This is a genomic window from Stenotrophomonas sp. YJH_SMC_54 (assembly GCF_059368435.1).
On record NZ_JCAFRS010000005.1, the window covers coordinates 136,419 to 153,830 of the forward strand.

Here is a 17,412-nt window from a genome sequence, read left to right on the forward strand (position 1 = left end):
TTTTCTTCAGCGACGGTCGGCGACGATGTTGCCGAAGGTGTCGGTGTAATCCTTGAACTCGGGGATGCGCTGGATCAGGTCGGCCGGGATCACCTCCATGCCCTCCGGCGGCTGGATCTTCACCGGCTGCATGTTCGGATCGGCCGGTGCGGCCACCAGCGTGTTCTGGCGCAGCACCTGCAGCTTGCCGAACATCGTCTGCAGCATCTGCTTCTGCCCGTCGTCCAGCGGAATCTGGATCTCGTCCACCTTCATCGTGCCGTCGCCGAGGATGATGATGTTCGGTGCCGGCGGGCGGCGCACGGTCACCATGCCTTCGCTGACGGAAATCTTGGGCTTGCCGCGCTCGGCGCGGTGATTGCGGTAATCCTTGTCGCAGCCGACCAGACCCAGGCAGAGCAGGGTGGCCAGCAGCAGGAACAACTTCTTCATGGCGTTCGGTTCGGGGGCATCCGGGGCCCCCATTGTAAGCCCGCCGACAGTGCCCGACCGGCAACGGAAGGCCGCAGCCGGTCGGGTGCGTCGATTTGTCTCAGTTGGAGAACGTGACCGAGTTGTCCTTGCCGCAGTCGTCCACGTCGCTCTGGTCCATCGTCGCGTAGGGCTTGAACGCCGGCAGCTCGCGCGCCAGTGCCTGCTGGCTGGCCAGCATCGCCGGCAGGCGATCGCAGATGCGCTTGGCCTGGGCCTCGATCTTGGCGGCTTCGGCGTTGATGCGCTTCTCCACCCCTTCGCTGTCGCCGCTGAAGATGCCCTTCAGCGCTTCACCGGCGGCGTTGGCGCCGAGCTTGGCGCCGGCCAGCCCGACATCCATGCCCGCCATCGCAACGGCGACCACGTGACCGCGGTACTCCTGCAGGTGGCGGCGCTGGACGTCGTTGGCGGCGACCTCCTTGCCGGCGATCAGCAGGCGGCCATCCGGCGTGATCTCCGCACGCGGCTGCTTGTCGGCCGAGATCTTGATGTTGCCCTGGGCGATGTCCTTGCGGGCATCGTCCATGGCTTCCTTGACGGTCTGGCCGACGCCGCTGGTGGCTTCGGCGACGCTCTTGCCGACGCTCTTGTCGGGGGCGGAGGACGTGCCACCACAGGCGATCAGCGGCAGGCACAGCAGGGTGGCGGGCAGCAGGCGCAACAGGTTCATGATGTTCCCCTGGACGTGTGTGGAAGAGGATTACTTGCTGCGCGGCAGGGTGACCCGGCCGCTGACGTTGCGGTGTTCGATATCGCCGCTGCCGCTGTGATCGATGGTCAGGCTGCCGCGTACGCCGTCCACCTGGATGTCGCCCGAGCCGTGGCTGCGCACATGCACGTTGCCGCCGATATCGGCCAGATCGATGCCACCGGAGCCGATCACGCCGACTTCGACGCTGCCCTGCACGCGCTTGAACTCGATGTCGCCGGAGCCGACCGTATCCAGGCGTGTGTTGCCACGCACATCGGTGATCTTCAGGTCACCCGAACCGACAGTGCCGGTGATGGCATCGCCGCCGATGTTGCGGGCATTGACGTCGCCCGAACCCAGCGACAGCAGATTCAGCGAACTGCCGCCATCGATGTTGAGGTCGCCGGAACCCACTGCAGCGTGGATGCTGCCACGGGTACCGCGGGCCACCGCGTCACCGGAGCCGACGTCCACGCTGAGCGACTGTGCGTTTTCCACGCTGGCGTCACCCGAGCCGACCTTGAACTGCAGCGGCAGGTTGTCCGGCACGCTGCCACGGATATCCAGCCAGGCGTAGCTGTTGCCCAGGCTGATGCCGCTTTGGCGGCCTTCGCGGCGCAGGCTCACCACCAGCTTGTCGCCCACCTTGCGCTGGTCCAGTACCAGTTGGTCCAGCCATTCCTGGCTGGACGCGCAGGCGCGGCCGTCCAGCTGGCCGCCGCCAGCGCTGGCGACCACCTTCAGGTCATGCTGGTTGACCTCGAACACCACCGTCTTGGCACCGGCCACGTCCAGCTTCAGCGCGCGGGCGGCAGTGAACTTGCAGTTCGGAGCATCGGCGGCCAGCGCCGACAACGGCAACAGCAACAACGCAGAACAGGCGAGCAAAGAACGCATGGGTGGTGCCTCCGGGTGGATGGAATCAGATCTCGCCGGCGCGCTTGCGCAGGCGGATGGCGAGGAAGATGAACAGTGCCCCGACGGCCGCACCGATCCACAGCTCCGGCATCGCCAGCGACTTCAGCTGAGAGGCGGGGGACATCAGGCTGACCACCGAATCCAGGTCGCGGCGCGAACCTTCACCTGCGCCGAGGCGGTACAGCAGGTCCATGCCGGGCACGCCGCCCAGCAGCAGGCGGCCGACGATGTTCTGCCAGAACCAGCCGGTGGTCAGGCCGAACAGCGGCATGATCTTGGTGGTGCTGACGATGACGCCGGCAAACAGTGGCAGCATCACCGCCCACAGGAACGGCTTGCTCTTGGCCCAGGCCGAGCACAGCAGCAGCCACCCTGCAGTGGGCAGGGCCCAAAGCGCGTAGACCGGAATCCAGCTCAGGTGGCCAGCGGCCAGGGTCAACGGGCTGGCGGGCCCCCAGATCAGCGCCATCGGGCTGCCACCGTGCATCAGCGCGACGATGCTGATGATCAGCATGAAGCCGAACATGGTGATGATGCCGGCAATCACCGCGATCAGCGGTGCCACGACCAGTGCGCTGATGACCTTGGACAGCACGGTCTGGGTATCGGACAGCGGCAACGACTTCCAGAACAGGATGCTGCGGTCGCGGCGGTCGTCGTACAGGGCGCCGAGGCAATAGAAGAACACCACGAAGGCCAGCACCAGGAACGGCCATGCCGAGCTGAGCACCAGGGTCAGGTCAAGGCCGTTACCGAGGTCGGCAAGGTCCTTGCCGTCGATGTTGCGGGTGAGCAGCGCCAGGTCCAGGCCATTGACGTTCACGCTCTCGCCATCGACATGCAGCGCACCGTTGCGCGCCGCGCGGTTCAGCGCGAACAGGCCGAAGGCGATGCCGACGGTGCTCATCACCAGCGAGATCAGGCCGGCGATCAGCGGGGCATACAGGAAACCGCCGCGGTTTTCCCAGTACTCGCGCTTGAGCAGCCAGCGCAGCGTGCCGAGGGGGCTGACGGGATGGTTGACGGCATTCATGCGTAGGTCCCCTTCATGACGGCGACGAACAGGTCGGCCAGGCCCGGGCTGCGGGTCTCGCCAAGGGTGGAAAGCTGGGCGCGCGGTACGCCGTCGAACAGCATCACGGTCTTGCCGAACGCCAGGCTGCGTTCGTCGATCGGCTTCAGGGCGCGTGCGGTCTCCAGCTGGTCGGCGTTGACCAGCAGTTCGGTGTAACGCTGGCCGACCTCGTCCATTTCCGCATCGAGCACGATGCGGCCATCACGGATGAACATGACGTCGCTGAGGATGTGCTCGATCTCTTCCACCTGGTGGGTGGTGACGATGATGGTCTTCTGCTCGTCGAAGTAGTCTTCCAGCAGGCGCTGGTAGAACTCCTTGCGGTACAGGATGTCCAGGCCCAGGGTGGGCTCGTCCAGTACCAGGATGCGGGCATCGATGGCCATCACCAGTGCCAGGTGCAGCTGCACGATCATGCCCTTGGACAGCTCGCGCACGCGCTGCTTCGGCTGCAGCTTGGTGTTGGCCAGGAAGCGCTCGCAGCGGGCGCGGTCGAAGCGCGGATGCACGCCGGCGACGAAATCGATGGCTTCGCGCACCTTCAGCCAGCGCGGCAGCACGGCGACGTCGGCGATGAAGCAGATGTCGTTCATCAGTTCGTCGCGGTGCAGCCGCGGGTCGCGCCCGAGCACACTCAACTCACCTTCCACCGAGGTGAGGCCAAGAATGGCCTTCAGCGCGGTGGTCTTGCCGGCGCCATTGGGACCGATCAGGCCGACGATGCGCCCGCCCGGAATGCTGAAGCTGGCACTGTCGAGGGCAACGGTGGACTTGTAGGCCTTGCGCAGGCCGCGGGCGGTGATGACCGGTTCGCTTGCGGTGCTATTCATCAGACTTTCCCCTGGGGCAGCAATTCGTCGGGGCTCAGGCCCAGGCGCTGGATGCGCTCCAGCACGGCCGGCCATTCTTCATTGAGGAAGCGCTCGCGCTCGCTGCTGCGCAGCTGCGTGGCGGCCTGCTCGGTCATGAACATGCCCAGCCCGCGGCGCTTTTCGACCAGACCTTCGTCGGCCAGTTCCTGGTAAGCGCGCGAAACGGTGATGGGGTTCAGTTGGTAATCGGCGGCCACCTGGCGCACCGAAGGCAGGGCATCGCCCGGCTTGAGGATTCCGTCGAGCATCATGGCGATCACGCGCTCCTTCAACTGACGGTAGATGGGAGCGCCGTCGCTCCACTGGATGTCGCTCATATTCAGCTCCGTGGGGTCAGCGGCTGGGCGAACGAGAAATACGGCATGGACAGGGAGCTGTGCAGCCGACGCGGGGGAGGGGGGGAGGAATCGGCGTTCCCGGCCGGTGTAGCGATTGCATCCTGCGCACTGTCGGACGAGGCGGGGGCGGTGGGCGTGGCCAGCCAGGCCAGCACGATCAGGGTCGAAACAGCAGCGGCCGCGGGTGCGGTGAGGTTGCGACGGATCCGGGCGTTCATGGCTTCCCCCTGTCTCAGGTGACTGGTGTTGTATGCAACTATAACACCGGCACGCCTACGTGCAACCCCTTGCCGTCCCCAACTGATGGCAGGGGTGGTCAAATCGCTGAAATATCCGTTTATCCGATTGATTCGGAAGGGAAATCCGGTTCTGGCGCGGGCCGACCCAGGCCCGCCTTCCATTCAGCGTTGTCCATGCTATGTCATTACTGCGCCGTTGCTGGCGGGTCGTGCAGGAAAGCGCCACGCCGCGCAAAGCCACAGGCGCCCCTTGCAGCAAGGGGGAAGGGGGCCCGGTGCTATAGTTCGGCCGACTCCGGCCGCTACCGGCCGGCCCTGTGAATGGCCACCGCGGACTGCTCTCGATGCCTTTGCCGACCGTTATGCCGCGCCGCCTGCGCGGCCTGTCCCTGCTGACCCTGCTGGTAGCCGGCCTGGCCGGTTCCACCCACGTGCTGGCGGCCGATCTTCTCGACCTCGACTACCGCCCGCTGGCCAGCAAGCAGCAGGTCAACCTGCAGCAGCGCTACCACGGACAGGTGCTGCTGGTGGTCAATACCGCAAGCAAGTGCGGCTATACCCCTCAGTACGAAGGCTTGGAGGCGCTGCAGAAGCGCTATGCCGGCCGAGGTTTTGCCGTGCTCGGCTTCCCGTCCAACGATTTCAAGGGCCAGGAGCCCGGTGACGAGAAGCAGATCCAGGATTTCTGCACGCTCACCTACGGGGTCAAGTTCCCGATGTTCGAGAAGGTGCACGTGGTCGGTGCGGAGGCGACGCCGCTCTATCAACGGTTGACCGCGGCCACCGGCGTGGCCCCGGGCTGGAATTTCCACAAGTACCTGGTCGGCCGCGATGGCAAGGTCATCGCCCAGTTCGCCAGCAAGGTGACGCCGGATGATCCGCAGCTGACTGCGGCCATCGACAAGGCGCTGGCCACAGCGGCCGCACATTGATATCCGGCACGGATGCCTCGACATCGACGGCATGCGTGCGACAATGCTTCTTTTCGCGCCGACGTCGGCGCCCAGACACTTCCAGGAATGCAGCGAATGAAGATGGGAATGCGCGGCGCCGCGGCGTCGGTTCTGATTCTGGCGATGGGCACTTCAGGTGTCGCTCTGTCGCAACAATCGGCTGCCCCCGCAGCCGCCAAGGAGACCGCAACCTTGAATTCCCCCAAGCAGAAGCTCGGCTACGCCATCGGCCTGGACGTGGCCAAGTCGTTCACCCCGATCGCCGATGAGATCGACGTGGCCGCGCTGCGCACCGCCGTGGAGCGTTCGTTCGAAGGCCTGCAGCCGCAGATCACCCAGGAACAGGCCAAGGCCACCGACGCGGCCCTGCGCCAGGTCGTGATGGCCCGCAGCGGCCAGCAGGTGCCGGGCATGGCGCCGGGTTCGCAGCCGCCGAAGGTCGACCGCGTCAAGGTGTCGCAGATGATCGGTTCCTACTCTGTGGGCCCGTCGCTGGCGCAGCTGAAGGACGACATCGATGTTGCCTCGCTGTTTGACGCGATCAGCACCGGCCTGACCAAGGGCCAGCCGAAGATGACGGAAGCTGACGCGACCGCCACCATCCAGGCCTTCATGGGCAGCAAGCAGGCTGAAATGCAGGCCAAGGCTGCCGCTGCTGCGCAGACCAACCGCGAAGAAGGCAATGCCTTCCTGGCCAAGAACAAGACCCAGCCGGGCGTCGTGACGACGGCCTCGGGCCTGCAGTACCAGGTCATCCGCCCGGGTAGCGGCGAGCGCCCGCTGCCGAGCAGCAAGGTGCGCGTGAACTATGAAGGCAAGCTGCTCAACGGCACCGTGTTCGACAGCTCCTATGGTCGTCAGCCGGCCGAGTTCGGCCTGGACCAGGTGATCAAGGGCTGGACCGAGGGCGTTGCGCTGATGCCGGTCGGTTCGAAGTACCGCTTCTGGATCCCGGGCAATCTGGCTTATGGCGAGAACGGCACGCCGGGTGGCCCGATCGGCCCGAACGCGACTCTGACGTTCGACGTCGAGCTGCTGGGCGTCCTGCCGTAAGCCACCACGGAGCCTGCACGGACATGCGCGTTGCGATTTTCGGTACCGGTTATGTGGGTCTGGTGACCGGTACCTGCCTGGCCGATGTCGGTCATCAGGTGGTCTGCGTCGATATCGACCAGGCCAAGGTGGATGGCCTCAACCAGGGCATCATCCCGATCTATGAACCCGGCCTGGAGCCGATGGTGAAGGCCAACCACGCCGCGTCGCGGCTGGCATTCACCACCGATGCCGCGTCCGCGATCGCGCATGGCCAGGTGGTGTTCATCGCCGTCGGTACCCCGCCGGACGAGGACGGCAGCGCTGACCTGCAGTACGTACTGGCCGTGGCCCGTACCATTGGCCGGCACATGAGCGTGCCGACCGTGGTGGTCAACAAGTCGACGGTGCCGGTGGGCACCGCCGACAAGGTGCGTGCGGCCATTGCTGAAGAGCTTGCCGCGCGTGGCGCGGACATTACCTTTGACGTGGTGTCCAACCCGGAATTCCTGAAGGAAGGCGACGCGGTCGCCGACTGCATGCGCCCGGACCGCATCATCATTGGTGCGACCAGCGAGGAGTCGGTCGCGGTGATGCGTCGTCTGTATGCGCCGTTCAACCGCAACCACGACCGCGTGGTGGAGATGGACGTGCGCTCGGCCGAGCTGACCAAGTACGCGGCGAACGCGATGCTGGCGACCAAGATTTCGTTCATGAACGAAATCGCAAACATCGCCGAGCGCGTCGGTGCCGACGTCGAGCAGGTCCGCCAGGGTATCGGCTCGGACCCGCGCATCGGCTGGCACTTCATCTACCCGGGCGCCGGCTACGGTGGCTCCTGCTTCCCCAAGGACGTGCAGGCGCTGGCCCGCACCGCCCAGCAGCATGGTCTTGAGCCGAAGCTGCTGAACGCGGTGGAAGCGGTCAACGATGCGCAGAAGGGCCACCTGTTCGCCCTCATCCAGCGTCATTACGACAAGGGCGAGGACGAAGGCGTGCGCGGCAGGACCTTTGCCGTGTGGGGCCTGGCCTTCAAGCCGAACACCGACGACATGCGTGAAGCCTCCAGCCGTCGCCTGCTGGCGCAGCTGTGGGAGGGCGGTGCCACGGTGCGTGCCTACGACCCGGAAGCGATGCATGAATCGCAGCGCATCTTCGGCGAGCGCGATGACCTGGTGTTCTGCAGCAGTGCTGATGAGGCCCTCGAAGGGGCCGACGCGCTGGTGGTGGTCACCGAGTGGAAGCAGTTCCGCAGCCCCGACTTCCAGAAGCTGCGCGAGCAGCTGAAGGACGCGGCGGTGTTCGATGGGCGCAATCTGTACGATCCTGCCGAAGTGGAAGCTGCCGGCTTGGCGTACTACGGCATTGGCCGGGGGCGTTCGTTGCATGTCTGACCTGCTGCCGACCGAACGCGAGCAGGCGCTGGAAGCGCGCCTGGTCGAACTGGAAATGCGCGTGTCCTTCCAGGAACAGGCGCTTGCCGAATTGAGCGATGCGCTGGCCGATGCCCGCATGCAGGGTATGCGCAACGCCGACGTGCTGCGTGTGCTGCTGGAGGACCTGGGCAAGGTCCGCAACGCACTGAATTCTTCCGATCCGGCGAGCGAACCACCGCCGCCGCACTACTGATCCGAATCCTATGAGCGATACCCTCCGCGACCAGCTGATGGGCCTGGGCTTCAAGCCCGCGCCCAAGCCCGAGCGCAAGAATGATGGCCCCCGCCGTGATGGCCGCCCGCAGGGCAAGGGTGGCAACGGCAATGGAAAGCCGCAGGGCGCTGGCAAGGGCGAGCACAAGCCCGGTGAGCGTCGCGGGCATGGCCACGGTGGCCCGGGCAGGCCCGGCCAGTCGCGTGGCCCGGGCCAGCAGGGCCCGCGCAAGCCGCGCAGCGCCGAAGAGATGGATCTGGCCAAGGCCTATGCCATCCGTGCGCAGCGTGAGAAGGAGGAGCGCATCGAGACCGAGCGCCTGAAGCAGGAAGAAGCACGCGTGCGCCGCGAGGCGAAGGCCAAGCTGGAAGAACTGCTGAAGGACAAGGGCCTGAACTCCGAGGCGGCTGATATCGCTCGCCACTTCCCGTATGGCGGCAAGATCAAGCGCATCTACGTGACCGCCGAACAGCTGACCGCGCTCAATGCCGGTGAGCTGGGCGTGGTCCAGCTCAATGGCCGTTACCTGCTGGTGACCGCCGAAGTGCTGGCACAGTCCGAAGCGGTGTTTGCCGCATCGGTGGCACTGAAGGTCGATCCGAACGCGCCTGCCGAGGAAGATCCCTACGCGGACCCGCAGTACCAGGTACCGGACGACCTGGTCTGGTAACTGCACCTGCTGCACGATGAAAACGCCGGGCATTGCCCGGCGTTTTCGTTACCGGACGCGCGCAGTGCTGTGGCGTGCACGGATCAACGGCAGGCTCAGCGCGAAGAAGCACAGCAGTGCGCCGACCAGAGCGAATCCGCTACCTGCGAGGAAGGCCGTGCGTCCCTCGTCGATCTTCCACAGTTGGCCGGCGATGAGCGCGCCCAGCACGCCGCCGACACCGGACGAGAAACCGTACAGCAGGCCCTGGCCATGGCCATTGAGGCGTCCGGGGAAGTAGATCGCCAGCATCTGCATCGCCGCGGCGAAGAACGCGGCAAAGCCCAGCGCGTGCGCGGTCTGCGCCAGCAGCATCACCGGCAGGTTTTCCGGGAACAGTGCGGTCACGGCCCAGCGCAGGCAGGAACTGACCAGCGCGATCAGCAGCATCCAGCTGGCGTCATAGCGGCGGAAGAAGCGGCCGATGGTGAAGAACACGCCCACTTCGAACACCACGCCGATGGTCCAGAGCAGGCCGAGCGTGGATGTGCGATAGCCGTGGTGGTCCATGTAGACCGAGAAGAAGGTGTAGTACGGGCCGAACGAGAGCTGCTCCATGAAAGCGGCCAGGAAGAACGCCAGCACCGGCGGGCGGCGCACGATCTGCCAGAAGCCGCTGGCATCGCCGCCGGTCCTGCCGATGTCGCGTGCGTAGTGGTTGCTGAAGGCCGAGGCGACCAGCAGGACGAACAGCGGCAGCATCATCCAGGGCAGCAGCCCGGCGCGGCCGGCGGTGCCGTCACCTTCGATCAGCCAGCCGAACAGGGTGACGATGGCGATGAACCCAAGCGAACCCCAGACCCGGATCAGGCCGTAGCGATGGCTGTCGCTGCCGAGATGGGTGAGGGTGATCGACTCGAACTGCGGCATCACCGCGTTGTAGAAGAAGCAGAACACGATCATCGCCGGATACATCCATGGCTGCGGCAGAGGCAGCAGGAATGCGGCGAAGCTGATCAGGGTCAGCACGCAGCCGATGCGCAACAGTCGGATCGGCCGCGGTGAGGTGGCTGCCAGCGAGGTCCAGGCACTGGGTGCAACCACGCGTGTGGCATACCACAGCCCCATCATCACGCTGATGGCGGTCACGCTCATCCCGCGTGCAGTGAGGAACAGGCTCCAGTACGGAGTGAACGCGCCCAGCGCCGCGTAATAGAACAGGTAGAAGCTGGAAAGACGGGCAACGGGAACGGTCATCGCGGAATGATGAAGCAAAAAGGGGACGGAGGGGATCAAGTCGTTTGAGGCACAAACGACTTAATCCCCTCCGTCCCCTTTTCGGGTCATTCGGGATCGTAGTCGAGGTTGGAGGCCAGCCAGCGCTCGGCCTGGGCGCGCTCCACGCCCTTGCGCCGGGCGTAGTCGGTGACCTGCTCGCGGCTGAGGCGCCCGACCACGAAGTACTGGCTTTGCGGATGACTGAAGTAGTAGCCCGACACTGCGGCGGTCGGAAGCATCGCAAAGCTCTCGGTCAGTTCCATGCCGGCGTTGGCCTCGGCCCGCAGCAGATCGAACAGGCGCCGCTTCTCGCTGTGCTCGGGGCACGCCGGATAGCCGGGGGCGGGGCGGATGCCACGGTACTGCTCATCGATCAGGGCGTCGTTGTCCAGCGTCTCGGCCTGGTCATAACCCCAGAATTCCGTGCGTACGCGCTGATGCAGGCGCTCGGCCAGGGCTTCGGCGAAGCGGTCGGCCAGCGCCTTCAGCAGGATCGCGTTGTAGTCGTCATGCTCGGCTTCGAAGCGCGCCACGTGGGCATCGATGCCGATGCCGGCGGTGACCGCGAACGCGCCGATCCAGTCCTGCCTGCCGCTGTCGGTCGGGGCGATGAAATCGGCCAGGCAGAAATCCGGGCGCTCGGCCGGCTTGTCCACCTGCTGGCGCAGGAAGTGCAGGGTGGTCTCGCCCTGTGGGTGCTGCACGCGCACGTCGTCGCCGACGCTGTTGGCCGGCCACAGGCCGAACACGGCCTTGGCGGTCAGCCACTTCTCGCCGACGATGCGGTCGAGCATCGCGCGGGCATCGCGGTAAAGCTCGCTGGCCTGGCTGCCGACGATCTCGTCGGTGAGGATCGCCGGGAACTTGCCGGCAAGCTCCCAGGCCTGGAAGAACGGCGTCCAGTCGATGTACTCGACCAGCTCGGCCAGCGGATAGTCATCGAAGACGTGCAGGCCCGGCTGCTTCGGTGCGGGCGGCGTGTAGTTCCCCCAGTCGCCCTGGAACTTCTGCCCGCGTGCATGTTCCAGCGACACCAGGCGCTTGGCATCGCCACGATTGCGGTGCCGTGCCCGGATCTCGGCATAGTCGGCCTCGTTGGCGGCAACGAAGGCTTCGCGCAGGTCGCGCGAGATCAGCGACTGGGCCACGCCGACCGCGCGCGAGGCGTCCTTCACCCACACCGTAGGCGCTTTGTAGTGCGGGTCGATCTTCAACGCGGTGTGCGCGCGCGAGGTGGTGGCGCCGCCGATCAGCAGCGGCAGATTGAAACCCTGGCGCTCCATCTCGCGGGCGACGTGGCTCATCTCCTCCAGCGAGGGAGTGATCAGACCGGACAGGCCGATCAGGTCGGCGTTGTGCTCGCGCGCGGCATCGAGGATCTTCTGCGCCGGCACCATCACGCCAAGGTCGACCACCTCGAAGTTGTTGCAGGCCAGGACCACGCCGACGATGTTCTTGCCGATGTCATGCACATCGCCCTTCACCGTGGCCATGATGATCTTGCCGTTGCTCTTGGCAGTGTCGCCGCTGCGCGCCTTCTCCGCCTCGATGTACGGCAGCAGGTAGGCCACGGCCTTCTTCATCACACGCGCGGATTTCACCACCTGCGGCAGGAACATCTTGCCGGCGCCGAACAGGTCACCGACGATGTTCATGCCGTCCATCAGCGGGCCTTCGATCACGTCCAGCGGGCGGCTGGAGGCCTGCCGGGCCAGCTCGGTGTCTTCCTCGACAAAGGCATCCAGGCCGTGCACCAGTGCATGCGCCAGGCGCTGCGCCACCGGCTTGTCGCGCCAGGCCAGGTCTTCGGTCTTCGCCGCACCCTTCCTGCCCTTGTAGCGCTCGGCGATCTCCAGCAGGCGTTCGGTGGCATCGCTGCGGCGGTTGAGGATCACATCCTCCACGCGCTCACGCAGCTCCGGCTCCAGCTCATCGTAGATCGGCATGGCACCGGCATTGACGATGCCCATGTCCATGCCGGCGGCGATGGCGTGGTACAGGAACACCGAATGGATGGCCTGGCGCACCGTTTCGTTGCCGCGGAACGAGAACGAGACGTTGGAGACACCACCGGAGACGTGGCAGTGCGGCAGCGTCTGCTTGATGATGCGGGTGGCTTCGATGAAGTCCACCGCATAGTTGTCATGTTCTTCGATGCCGGTGGCGACGGCGAAGATGTTCGGATCGAAGATGATGTCCTGCGGCGGGAAGCCGATCTCGTCGACCAGGATGCGGTAGGCGCGGGTGCAGATCTCGACCTTGCGCGCGCAGGTATCGGCCTGCCCGCTTTCATCGAAGGCCATCACCACCGCGGCAGCACCGTAGCGCAGGACCTTGCGCGCGTGCTCGCGGAACAGTGCCTCGCCTTCCTTCAGCGAGATCGAGTTGACCACGCTCTTGCCCTGCAGGCACTTCAGGCCGGCCTCGATCACGCTCCACTTGGAGGAGTCGACCATCACCGGGATGCGGGCGATGTCCGGCTCGGACATGATCAGGTTGAGGTAGCGGGTCATCGCCGCTTCCGAATCGATCAGGCCCTCGTCCATGTTGACGTCGAGGATCTGCGCGCCGCTTGCCACCTGCTGGCGGGCCACGTCCACCGCTTCTTCGTAGCGGCCTTCCTTGATCAGCTTGCGGAACTGCGCGCTGCCGGTCACGTTGGTGCGTTCGCCGACGTTGATGAACAGCAGGTCCGGGGTGATGACCAGGGGTTCCAGGCCGGACAGGCGGGTAGGGCGGACAGGCGTCATGGCAGGCGTCGGCTCAGCAGCAATAGGGCGGGAAGTGCGGAACGGTGGCGGCGACATTCATGCGGCCTGCTCCCGGGTGCCGGGCAGTGCGCGCGGCGGCAGCCCGGTCACAGCCGCGGCAATGGCGCGGATATGGTCGGGCGTGGAGCCGCAGCAGCCGCCGACCAGGTTCAGCAGGCCATCTTCGGCGAAGCCTCGCAGGGTGCTGGCCATGTCCTCCGGCGTCTCGTCATACTCGCCGAAGGCATTGGGCAGACCGGCATTGGGGTGTGCGCTGACGTAGCAGTCGGCGACCTGCGCAAGGGTTTCCACGTGCGGTCGCATCGCATCGGCGCCCAGCGCGCAGTTCAGCCCGATCGACAGCGGCCGAGCATGCGCCAGCGAGGCATGGAAGGCTTCCGCAGTCTGCCCGGACAGGGTGCGACCGGAAGCGTCGGTGATGGTGCCGGAGATCATCACCGGCAACCGCGCGCCGCGCGCATCGAACGCTTCCTCCAGCGCATACAGCGCGGCCTTGGCGTTGAGCGTGTCGAAGATGGTCTCGACCATGATGGTGTCGGCGCCGCCGTCGATCAGGCCCTCGATGGCTTCGCGGTAGGTGTCGCGCAGTTCGTCGAAGCTGGTGTTGCGGAAGCCCGGATCGTTTACGTCCGGGCTGATCGAGGCGGTGCGGCTGGTCGGGCCGACCACCCCGATCACGAAGCGCGGCTTCCCCGGGGTGGTTGCGGCCACGGCGTCACAACAGGTGCGCGCGACCGCAGCGCCGGCCTTGTTCAACTCGTACACCAGGTGTTCGAGGTGGTAGTCGGCCTGGCTGACCGAGGTTGCATTGAAGGTGTTGGTTTCGACCAGGTCCGCGCCGGCTTCCAGGTAGGCGGTGTGGATGTCTGCGACGATCTGCGGCCGGGTCAGCAGCAGCAGATCGTTGTTGCCCTTCAGGTCATGGCCCTCCGGCGTGCCGTGGTCGCAGCCGGGGCCATGGCTGTGATCGTAACCGCCGGCGAAGCGTTCGCCACGGTAATCGTCTTCCTGCAGGCCGTGGCGCTGGATCATCGTGCCCATCGCACCGTCGATGATCAGGATCCGCTCGCGCAGGGCGTCGAGCAGGGCGTTGGCACGCTCAGGATGCAACCAGGGCAGGGCAGGCATGGCGTTCTCGGGCTCAGGGTTTGTGGGCGATCAGCGAAATCACTTCGAAGTGCGGCGGACGCTTCTCGCGGGTGACCGTCTCCAGGCTGGATACCTGCAGGCCGGCCTTGTCGACGAACCTGCGCAGCTCCTTGTCGCTGAAGCCGAGGTTGACGTGGCCGTAGGCTTCCACCGCGGCCTTGTGTTCGTGGCGGGCCAGGCTGCACAGCAGCAGGCGCCCGCCCGGGCGCAGCACGCGCGCGCCTTCGGTCACCGCCTGCGCCGGCTTGCTGGCGTAGGTCAGCGCGTGCATCAGCACTACCAGATCGAAACTGTTGTCCTTGAAGGGCAGCGCATGCATGTCGCCCTCGCGCACTTCCACGTTGGGCAGACGGCGCAGGCGCTCGCTGGCGGCGGCGACCACGCGCGCGCTGGTGTCGATGCAGATGTAGCGCTTGGCATGCGGGGCCACCAGTTCGGCCAGCACGCCGTCACCAGAGGCGATGTCCAGCACGTCGCCGGTCTCCAGCAGCGGCAGCGCGGTGCGGGCGAGGGCTTCCCAGGTGCGCCCCGGGGAGTAGTGGCGTTCCATGTCGCCGGCCACGCTGTCGGCCCAGTTCTGGTCGGAGGCGCGGTGGGCCAGCACGGCAGCGACGCGTTCAGCGTCCTGGCGCAGCAGCGGGTCATCGCTTCCGTTGCTCAAGGCATGCCACAATGCACGCTGCGCCGGGTCCAGCTGGGCCTCGTCGAAGCGGTAATAGGCCGATACGCCGGCACGGCGGTCGCGGACCAGGCCGGCTTCCTTCAGGCGCGCCAGGTGGGTGGACACGCGTGGCTGTGCCAGCCGGGTGATCGCCGACAGTTCGGCCACGGTCAGTTCCTCCTGCTCCAGCAGCGCCAGCAGGCGCACGCGGGTCGCATCGGCGAACACCTTCAGGCGGGTCGACCAGTCTTCAAGATCCATAAATATCTACCTATCGCGATATAGAGATATATTCGCTGAAAGGGCTCGTCGCGGTCAAGTCGCCAGCGTACGGAAACAGCCGGGCCCCGGTACAATCGGGACACCTGGGCGCGCCGTATGTAGCCCATAACTTCATGTACCCGGGAGGGTGTTGTGGATTTCAGCTTTACCGAAGAGCAGTTGATGCTGCAGGACGTTGCGCGGCGCATCGCGCAGGAGAAGATCGCCCCGAGCGCGGAGCACCATGACCGTACCGGCGAGTTCCCGCTCGACAACATCCGCCTGCTGGGCGAGAACGGCCTGATGGGCATCGAAGTGCCGACCGAATACGGTGGCGCGGGCATGGACCCGGTTGCGTACGTGCTGGCGATGGTGGAGGTCGCCGCCGCCGACGCAGCCCATTCGACCATCATGTCGGTCAACAACTCGCTGTTCTGCAACGGCATCCTCACCCACGGTACCGAGCAGCAGAAGCAGACCTACGTGCGTGCCATCGCCGAGGGCGAGGCCATCGGCGCGTTCGCGCTGACCGAGCCGCAGTCCGGCTCCGATGCCACCGCCATGCGCTGCCGCGCGGTGAAGCAGGCCGACGGCACCTTCGTCATCAACGGCAAGAAGAGCTGGATCACCTCCGGCCCGGTGGCCAGGTACATCGTGCTGTTCGCGATGAGCGAGCCGGACAAGGGCGCGCGCGGCATCACCGCCTTCCTCATCGATACCGACAAGGCGGGCTTCGGTCGCGGCAAGACCGAGCCGAAGCTGGGCATCCGCGCTTCGGCCACCTGCGAGATCGAGTTCAACGATTACGTGGCGAAGGCCGAAGACGTGCTGGGCCAGGAAGGCGAGGGCTTCAAGATCGCCATGAGCGTGCTCGATGCTGGCCGCATCGGCATCGCCTCGCAGGCCATCGGCATCGCCCGAGCCGCCTATGAGGCGACCCTGGAATACGTGAAGGAGCGCAAGGCCTTCGGCGCGGCCATCGGCACCTTCCAGATGACCCAGGCCAAGATCGCCGACATGAAGTGCAAGCTGGACGCAGCGCTGCTGCTGACCCTGCGTGCCGCGTGGGTGAAGGGCCAGGGCAAGCGTTTCAGCACCGAAGCAGCGGTGGCCAAACTGACCGCTTCGGAAGCAGCGATGTGGATCACGCACCAGGCGGTGCAGATCCACGGCGGCATGGGGTACTCGAAGGAGATGCCGCTGGAGCGTTACTTCCGTGATGCCAAGATCACCGAGATCTACGAGGGCACCTCGGAGATCCAGCGCCTGGTGATCGCGCGCAACGAGACCGGGTTGCGCTGATGGACGCGACGGGGCGGCGATTGCCGCCCCGTTTCCCTTGTGCGATCAACGTGGCAATCGGCAAACGATATCCGTTCCGTTCCATTCACAGACGATCTGCAGCGACTCAGGTGGAGCGCCGGGGAACATGTTCATCCCATAGAGGCGACCGGAGTCGATCCATCGATCCAGATCGTCCCGGCTGTTGAAGTTGTAGGTGCCGGCGAAGTGTTGGGCCAGGCCGGGGCTGGTTGCCGCGCCGTCGGGAATCATGTTGCCATTGGCGTCCTTGCTCTGGCCTTGCACGTATCTGGCGGTGTCCACTGACGAAGAGACGATGACCAGCGTAGTCTTCGAGCCATCGCGCCAGGTGATCCTGTAGATTGCACCGTCGATTCCGAGGGCCTTGCTGACGAAGCTCAGGCCGATCGAGGACAGGAATATCGCCATGCTGTTCCAGGCCCTCGACGATGTCGTGGCGCCAGTGAATGCCTTGCCCATGGCGCTCTCCAGCCTGAATCGCTCGGTTGCCATCTGCACGACATCGTAGGCGTTGAGGTTCTTGTGCTCTTCCGGGAAGCCTATGCCGTTGGCGTATTGCGGGTCATCAGGATGAACCTCGTACTGGACTCCTCTTCCGGCCCACTGCCGCGGCGCGAACTGTACGGTTGGCACGTTGTTGTCGAGCATCCCCATGATCCGATTGAAGGATGCGTTGATTGGCCCGGGAATCTGCGCCCTGGTGGCGCGATAGCGACGCAGCTCGCGATCGTATTCCACATCGAAACCATGGAGCCGGCGCTGCTGGAAGTCGGCGACGATGGTGGGCCCCGTGCCCGAGGACAGCGCCAGCGCGCGTGGATCGCGACAGTTGTCGCAGACGAGAACGCCTGCCGCATGTGCGTCCTGGACGCTGCTGGCCGCGAAGAGCGCACCAAGCAGAAGGGCGGGGCGGCTGAAGCGTCGTAGTGGTGCTCTTTCCATGAACTGTCTCCTGGGCGGCATCGGATCGATTGCCGTGGAGGTATCTGGATAGCAACGATCCGGGCGTGCCGCACTACTGCGCGCCCAGGAATCCAAAGCGGGAGCCTTATGCGAAACCGGTAGACGCCTTGAGCGC

Annotated in this window: 18 protein-coding genes; 6 read left to right on the forward strand and 12 right to left on the reverse strand. The window is 65.6% G+C overall.

Going from position 1 to position 17,412, the window contains the following annotated elements:
- Positions 1–6: 6 nt before the first annotated feature.
- From AC5P5S_RS07750 to AC5P5S_RS07780, 7 genes are all read right to left on the reverse strand, one after another.
- Positions 7–432, reverse strand: a complete 426-nt coding sequence (locus AC5P5S_RS07750; RefSeq protein ID WP_005413932.1) for a hypothetical protein — start codon at positions 430–432, stop codon at positions 7–9.
- Between the two features lie 100 nt (positions 433–532).
- The gene (locus tag AC5P5S_RS07755; RefSeq protein ID WP_005413931.1) at positions 533–1,144 is read right to left on the reverse strand and encodes a YggN family protein; all 612 of its coding nucleotides are present in this window, start codon (positions 1,142–1,144) and stop codon (positions 533–535) included.
- A 30-nt stretch (positions 1,145–1,174) separates the two neighbouring features.
- Positions 1,175–2,062 (reverse strand): DUF4097 family beta strand repeat-containing protein, encoded by an 888-nt coding sequence (locus tag AC5P5S_RS07760; RefSeq protein ID WP_231336601.1) that lies wholly within the window; start codon positions 2,060–2,062, stop codon positions 1,175–1,177.
- 25 nt (positions 2,063–2,087) lie between these two features.
- The gene (locus AC5P5S_RS07765; RefSeq protein ID WP_005410263.1) at positions 2,088–3,116 is read right to left on the reverse strand and encodes an ABC-2 transporter permease; all 1,029 of its coding nucleotides are present in this window, start codon (positions 3,114–3,116) and stop codon (positions 2,088–2,090) included.
- Positions 3,113–3,988: an ABC transporter ATP-binding protein gene (locus tag AC5P5S_RS07770; protein ID WP_062607394.1), complete on the reverse strand. Its 876-nt coding sequence runs from the start codon at positions 3,986–3,988 to the stop codon at positions 3,113–3,115. Before AC5P5S_RS07770 ends, AC5P5S_RS07765 begins: the two co-directional genes overlap by 4 nt.
- Positions 3,988–4,347 carry a GntR family transcriptional regulator gene (locus AC5P5S_RS07775; RefSeq protein ID WP_231336600.1) on the reverse strand — a complete coding sequence of 120 codons (360 nt, stop codon included), beginning with the start codon at positions 4,345–4,347 and terminating at the stop codon, positions 3,988–3,990. The genes AC5P5S_RS07770 and AC5P5S_RS07775 overlap by 1 nt, the downstream gene beginning before the upstream one ends.
- Positions 4,348–4,349: 2 nt before the next feature.
- The gene (locus tag AC5P5S_RS07780; RefSeq protein ID WP_062607391.1) at positions 4,350–4,586 is read right to left on the reverse strand and encodes a hypothetical protein; all 237 of its coding nucleotides are present in this window, start codon (positions 4,584–4,586) and stop codon (positions 4,350–4,352) included.
- 365 nt (positions 4,587–4,951) lie between these two features.
- Between AC5P5S_RS07780 and AC5P5S_RS07785 the strand changes: the two genes are divergently transcribed.
- The 5 genes from AC5P5S_RS07785 to AC5P5S_RS07805 all read left to right on the forward strand — a co-directional run bounded on the left by AC5P5S_RS07785 (position 4,952) and on the right by AC5P5S_RS07805 (position 8,912).
- Positions 4,952–5,539, forward strand: coding sequence for a glutathione peroxidase (locus tag AC5P5S_RS07785; protein ID WP_062607389.1), 588 nt, complete (start codon positions 4,952–4,954; stop codon positions 5,537–5,539).
- 96 nt (positions 5,540–5,635) lie between these two features.
- Positions 5,636–6,613, forward strand: coding sequence for an FKBP-type peptidyl-prolyl cis-trans isomerase (locus tag AC5P5S_RS07790; protein ID WP_005413927.1), 978 nt, complete (start codon positions 5,636–5,638; stop codon positions 6,611–6,613).
- Between the two features lie 23 nt (positions 6,614–6,636).
- Positions 6,637–7,986, forward strand: coding sequence for a UDP-glucose dehydrogenase family protein (locus tag AC5P5S_RS07795; RefSeq protein WP_005410257.1), 1,350 nt, complete (start codon positions 6,637–6,639; stop codon positions 7,984–7,986).
- A complete protein-coding gene (locus AC5P5S_RS07800) occupies positions 7,979–8,221 on the forward strand; it encodes a SlyX family protein (protein WP_005410256.1) in 243 nt (80 codons plus the stop codon). The genes AC5P5S_RS07795 and AC5P5S_RS07800 overlap by 8 nt, the downstream gene beginning before the upstream one ends.
- A gap of 10 nt (positions 8,222–8,231) precedes the next feature.
- Positions 8,232–8,912: a DUF2058 domain-containing protein gene (locus AC5P5S_RS07805; RefSeq protein WP_005410255.1), complete on the forward strand. Its 681-nt coding sequence runs from the start codon at positions 8,232–8,234 to the stop codon at positions 8,910–8,912.
- Between the two features lie 48 nt (positions 8,913–8,960).
- Here the strand turns inward: AC5P5S_RS07805 and AC5P5S_RS07810 are convergent, their stop codons facing one another.
- The 4 genes from AC5P5S_RS07810 to AC5P5S_RS07825 all read right to left on the reverse strand — a co-directional run bounded on the left by AC5P5S_RS07810 (position 8,961) and on the right by AC5P5S_RS07825 (position 15,011).
- Positions 8,961–10,148 (reverse strand): MFS transporter, encoded by a 1,188-nt coding sequence (locus AC5P5S_RS07810; RefSeq protein WP_062607387.1) that lies wholly within the window; start codon positions 10,146–10,148, stop codon positions 8,961–8,963.
- 86 nt (positions 10,149–10,234) lie between these two features.
- The gene (gene metH, locus AC5P5S_RS07815; RefSeq protein WP_049448980.1) at positions 10,235–12,919 is read right to left on the reverse strand and encodes a methionine synthase; all 2,685 of its coding nucleotides are present in this window, start codon (positions 12,917–12,919) and stop codon (positions 10,235–10,237) included.
- A 57-nt stretch (positions 12,920–12,976) separates the two neighbouring features.
- Entirely contained in the window at positions 12,977–14,068 is a 1,092-nt protein-coding gene (locus tag AC5P5S_RS07820) for a homocysteine S-methyltransferase family protein (RefSeq protein ID WP_012480774.1), read from the reverse strand.
- A gap of 13 nt (positions 14,069–14,081) precedes the next feature.
- Complete coding sequence (locus AC5P5S_RS07825) at positions 14,082–15,011, reverse strand: ArsR/SmtB family transcription factor (protein ID WP_005410251.1); 930 nt, start codon at positions 15,009–15,011, stop codon at positions 14,082–14,084.
- A gap of 153 nt (positions 15,012–15,164) precedes the next feature.
- Between AC5P5S_RS07825 and AC5P5S_RS07830 the strand changes: the two genes are divergently transcribed.
- A complete protein-coding gene (locus tag AC5P5S_RS07830) occupies positions 15,165–16,313 on the forward strand; it encodes an acyl-CoA dehydrogenase family protein (protein ID WP_059034788.1) in 1,149 nt (382 codons plus the stop codon).
- Between the two features lie 45 nt (positions 16,314–16,358).
- Here the strand turns inward: AC5P5S_RS07830 and AC5P5S_RS07835 are convergent, their stop codons facing one another.
- Positions 16,359–17,276 carry a hypothetical protein gene (locus AC5P5S_RS07835; protein WP_062607385.1) on the reverse strand — a complete coding sequence of 306 codons (918 nt, stop codon included), beginning with the start codon at positions 17,274–17,276 and terminating at the stop codon, positions 16,359–16,361.
- Between the last annotated feature and the right edge of the window lie 136 nt (positions 17,277–17,412).

Bases quoted from the DNA above. Each gene is read 5' to 3' on its own strand.
- AC5P5S_RS07835 (WP_062607385.1), bottom strand. From the start codon at position 17,276: ATGGAAAGAGCACCACTACGACGCTTCAGCCGCCCCGCCCTTCTGCTT.
- AC5P5S_RS07785 (WP_062607389.1), top strand. From the start codon at position 4,952: ATGCCTTTGCCGACCGTTATGCCGCGCCGCCTGCGCGGCCTGTCCCTG.
- AC5P5S_RS07760 (WP_231336601.1), bottom strand. From the start codon at position 2,062: ATGCGTTCTTTGCTCGCCTGTTCTGCGTTGTTGCTGTTGCCGTTGTCG.
- AC5P5S_RS07765 (WP_005410263.1), bottom strand. From the start codon at position 3,116: ATGAATGCCGTCAACCATCCCGTCAGCCCCCTCGGCACGCTGCGCTGG.
- AC5P5S_RS07790 (WP_005413927.1), top strand. From the start codon at position 5,636: ATGAAGATGGGAATGCGCGGCGCCGCGGCGTCGGTTCTGATTCTGGCG.
- AC5P5S_RS07810 (WP_062607387.1), bottom strand. From the start codon at position 10,148: ATGACCGTTCCCGTTGCCCGTCTTTCCAGCTTCTACCTGTTCTATTAC.
- AC5P5S_RS07780 (WP_062607391.1), bottom strand. From the start codon at position 4,586: ATGAACGCCCGGATCCGTCGCAACCTCACCGCACCCGCGGCCGCTGCT.
- AC5P5S_RS07750 (WP_005413932.1), bottom strand. From the start codon at position 432: ATGAAGAAGTTGTTCCTGCTGCTGGCCACCCTGCTCTGCCTGGGTCTG.
- AC5P5S_RS07805 (WP_005410255.1), top strand. From the start codon at position 8,232: ATGAGCGATACCCTCCGCGACCAGCTGATGGGCCTGGGCTTCAAGCCC.
- AC5P5S_RS07800 (WP_005410256.1), top strand. From the start codon at position 7,979: ATGTCTGACCTGCTGCCGACCGAACGCGAGCAGGCGCTGGAAGCGCGC.
- AC5P5S_RS07825 (WP_005410251.1), bottom strand. From the start codon at position 15,011: ATGGATCTTGAAGACTGGTCGACCCGCCTGAAGGTGTTCGCCGATGCG.
- AC5P5S_RS07770 (WP_062607394.1), bottom strand. From the start codon at position 3,988: ATGAATAGCACCGCAAGCGAACCGGTCATCACCGCCCGCGGCCTGCGC.
- metH (WP_049448980.1), bottom strand. From the start codon at position 12,919: ATGACGCCTGTCCGCCCTACCCGCCTGTCCGGCCTGGAACCCCTGGTC.
- AC5P5S_RS07820 (WP_012480774.1), bottom strand. From the start codon at position 14,068: ATGCCTGCCCTGCCCTGGTTGCATCCTGAGCGTGCCAACGCCCTGCTC.
- AC5P5S_RS07755 (WP_005413931.1), bottom strand. From the start codon at position 1,144: ATGAACCTGTTGCGCCTGCTGCCCGCCACCCTGCTGTGCCTGCCGCTG.
- AC5P5S_RS07775 (WP_231336600.1), bottom strand. From the start codon at position 4,347: ATGAGCGACATCCAGTGGAGCGACGGCGCTCCCATCTACCGTCAGTTG.
- AC5P5S_RS07795 (WP_005410257.1), top strand. From the start codon at position 6,637: ATGCGCGTTGCGATTTTCGGTACCGGTTATGTGGGTCTGGTGACCGGT.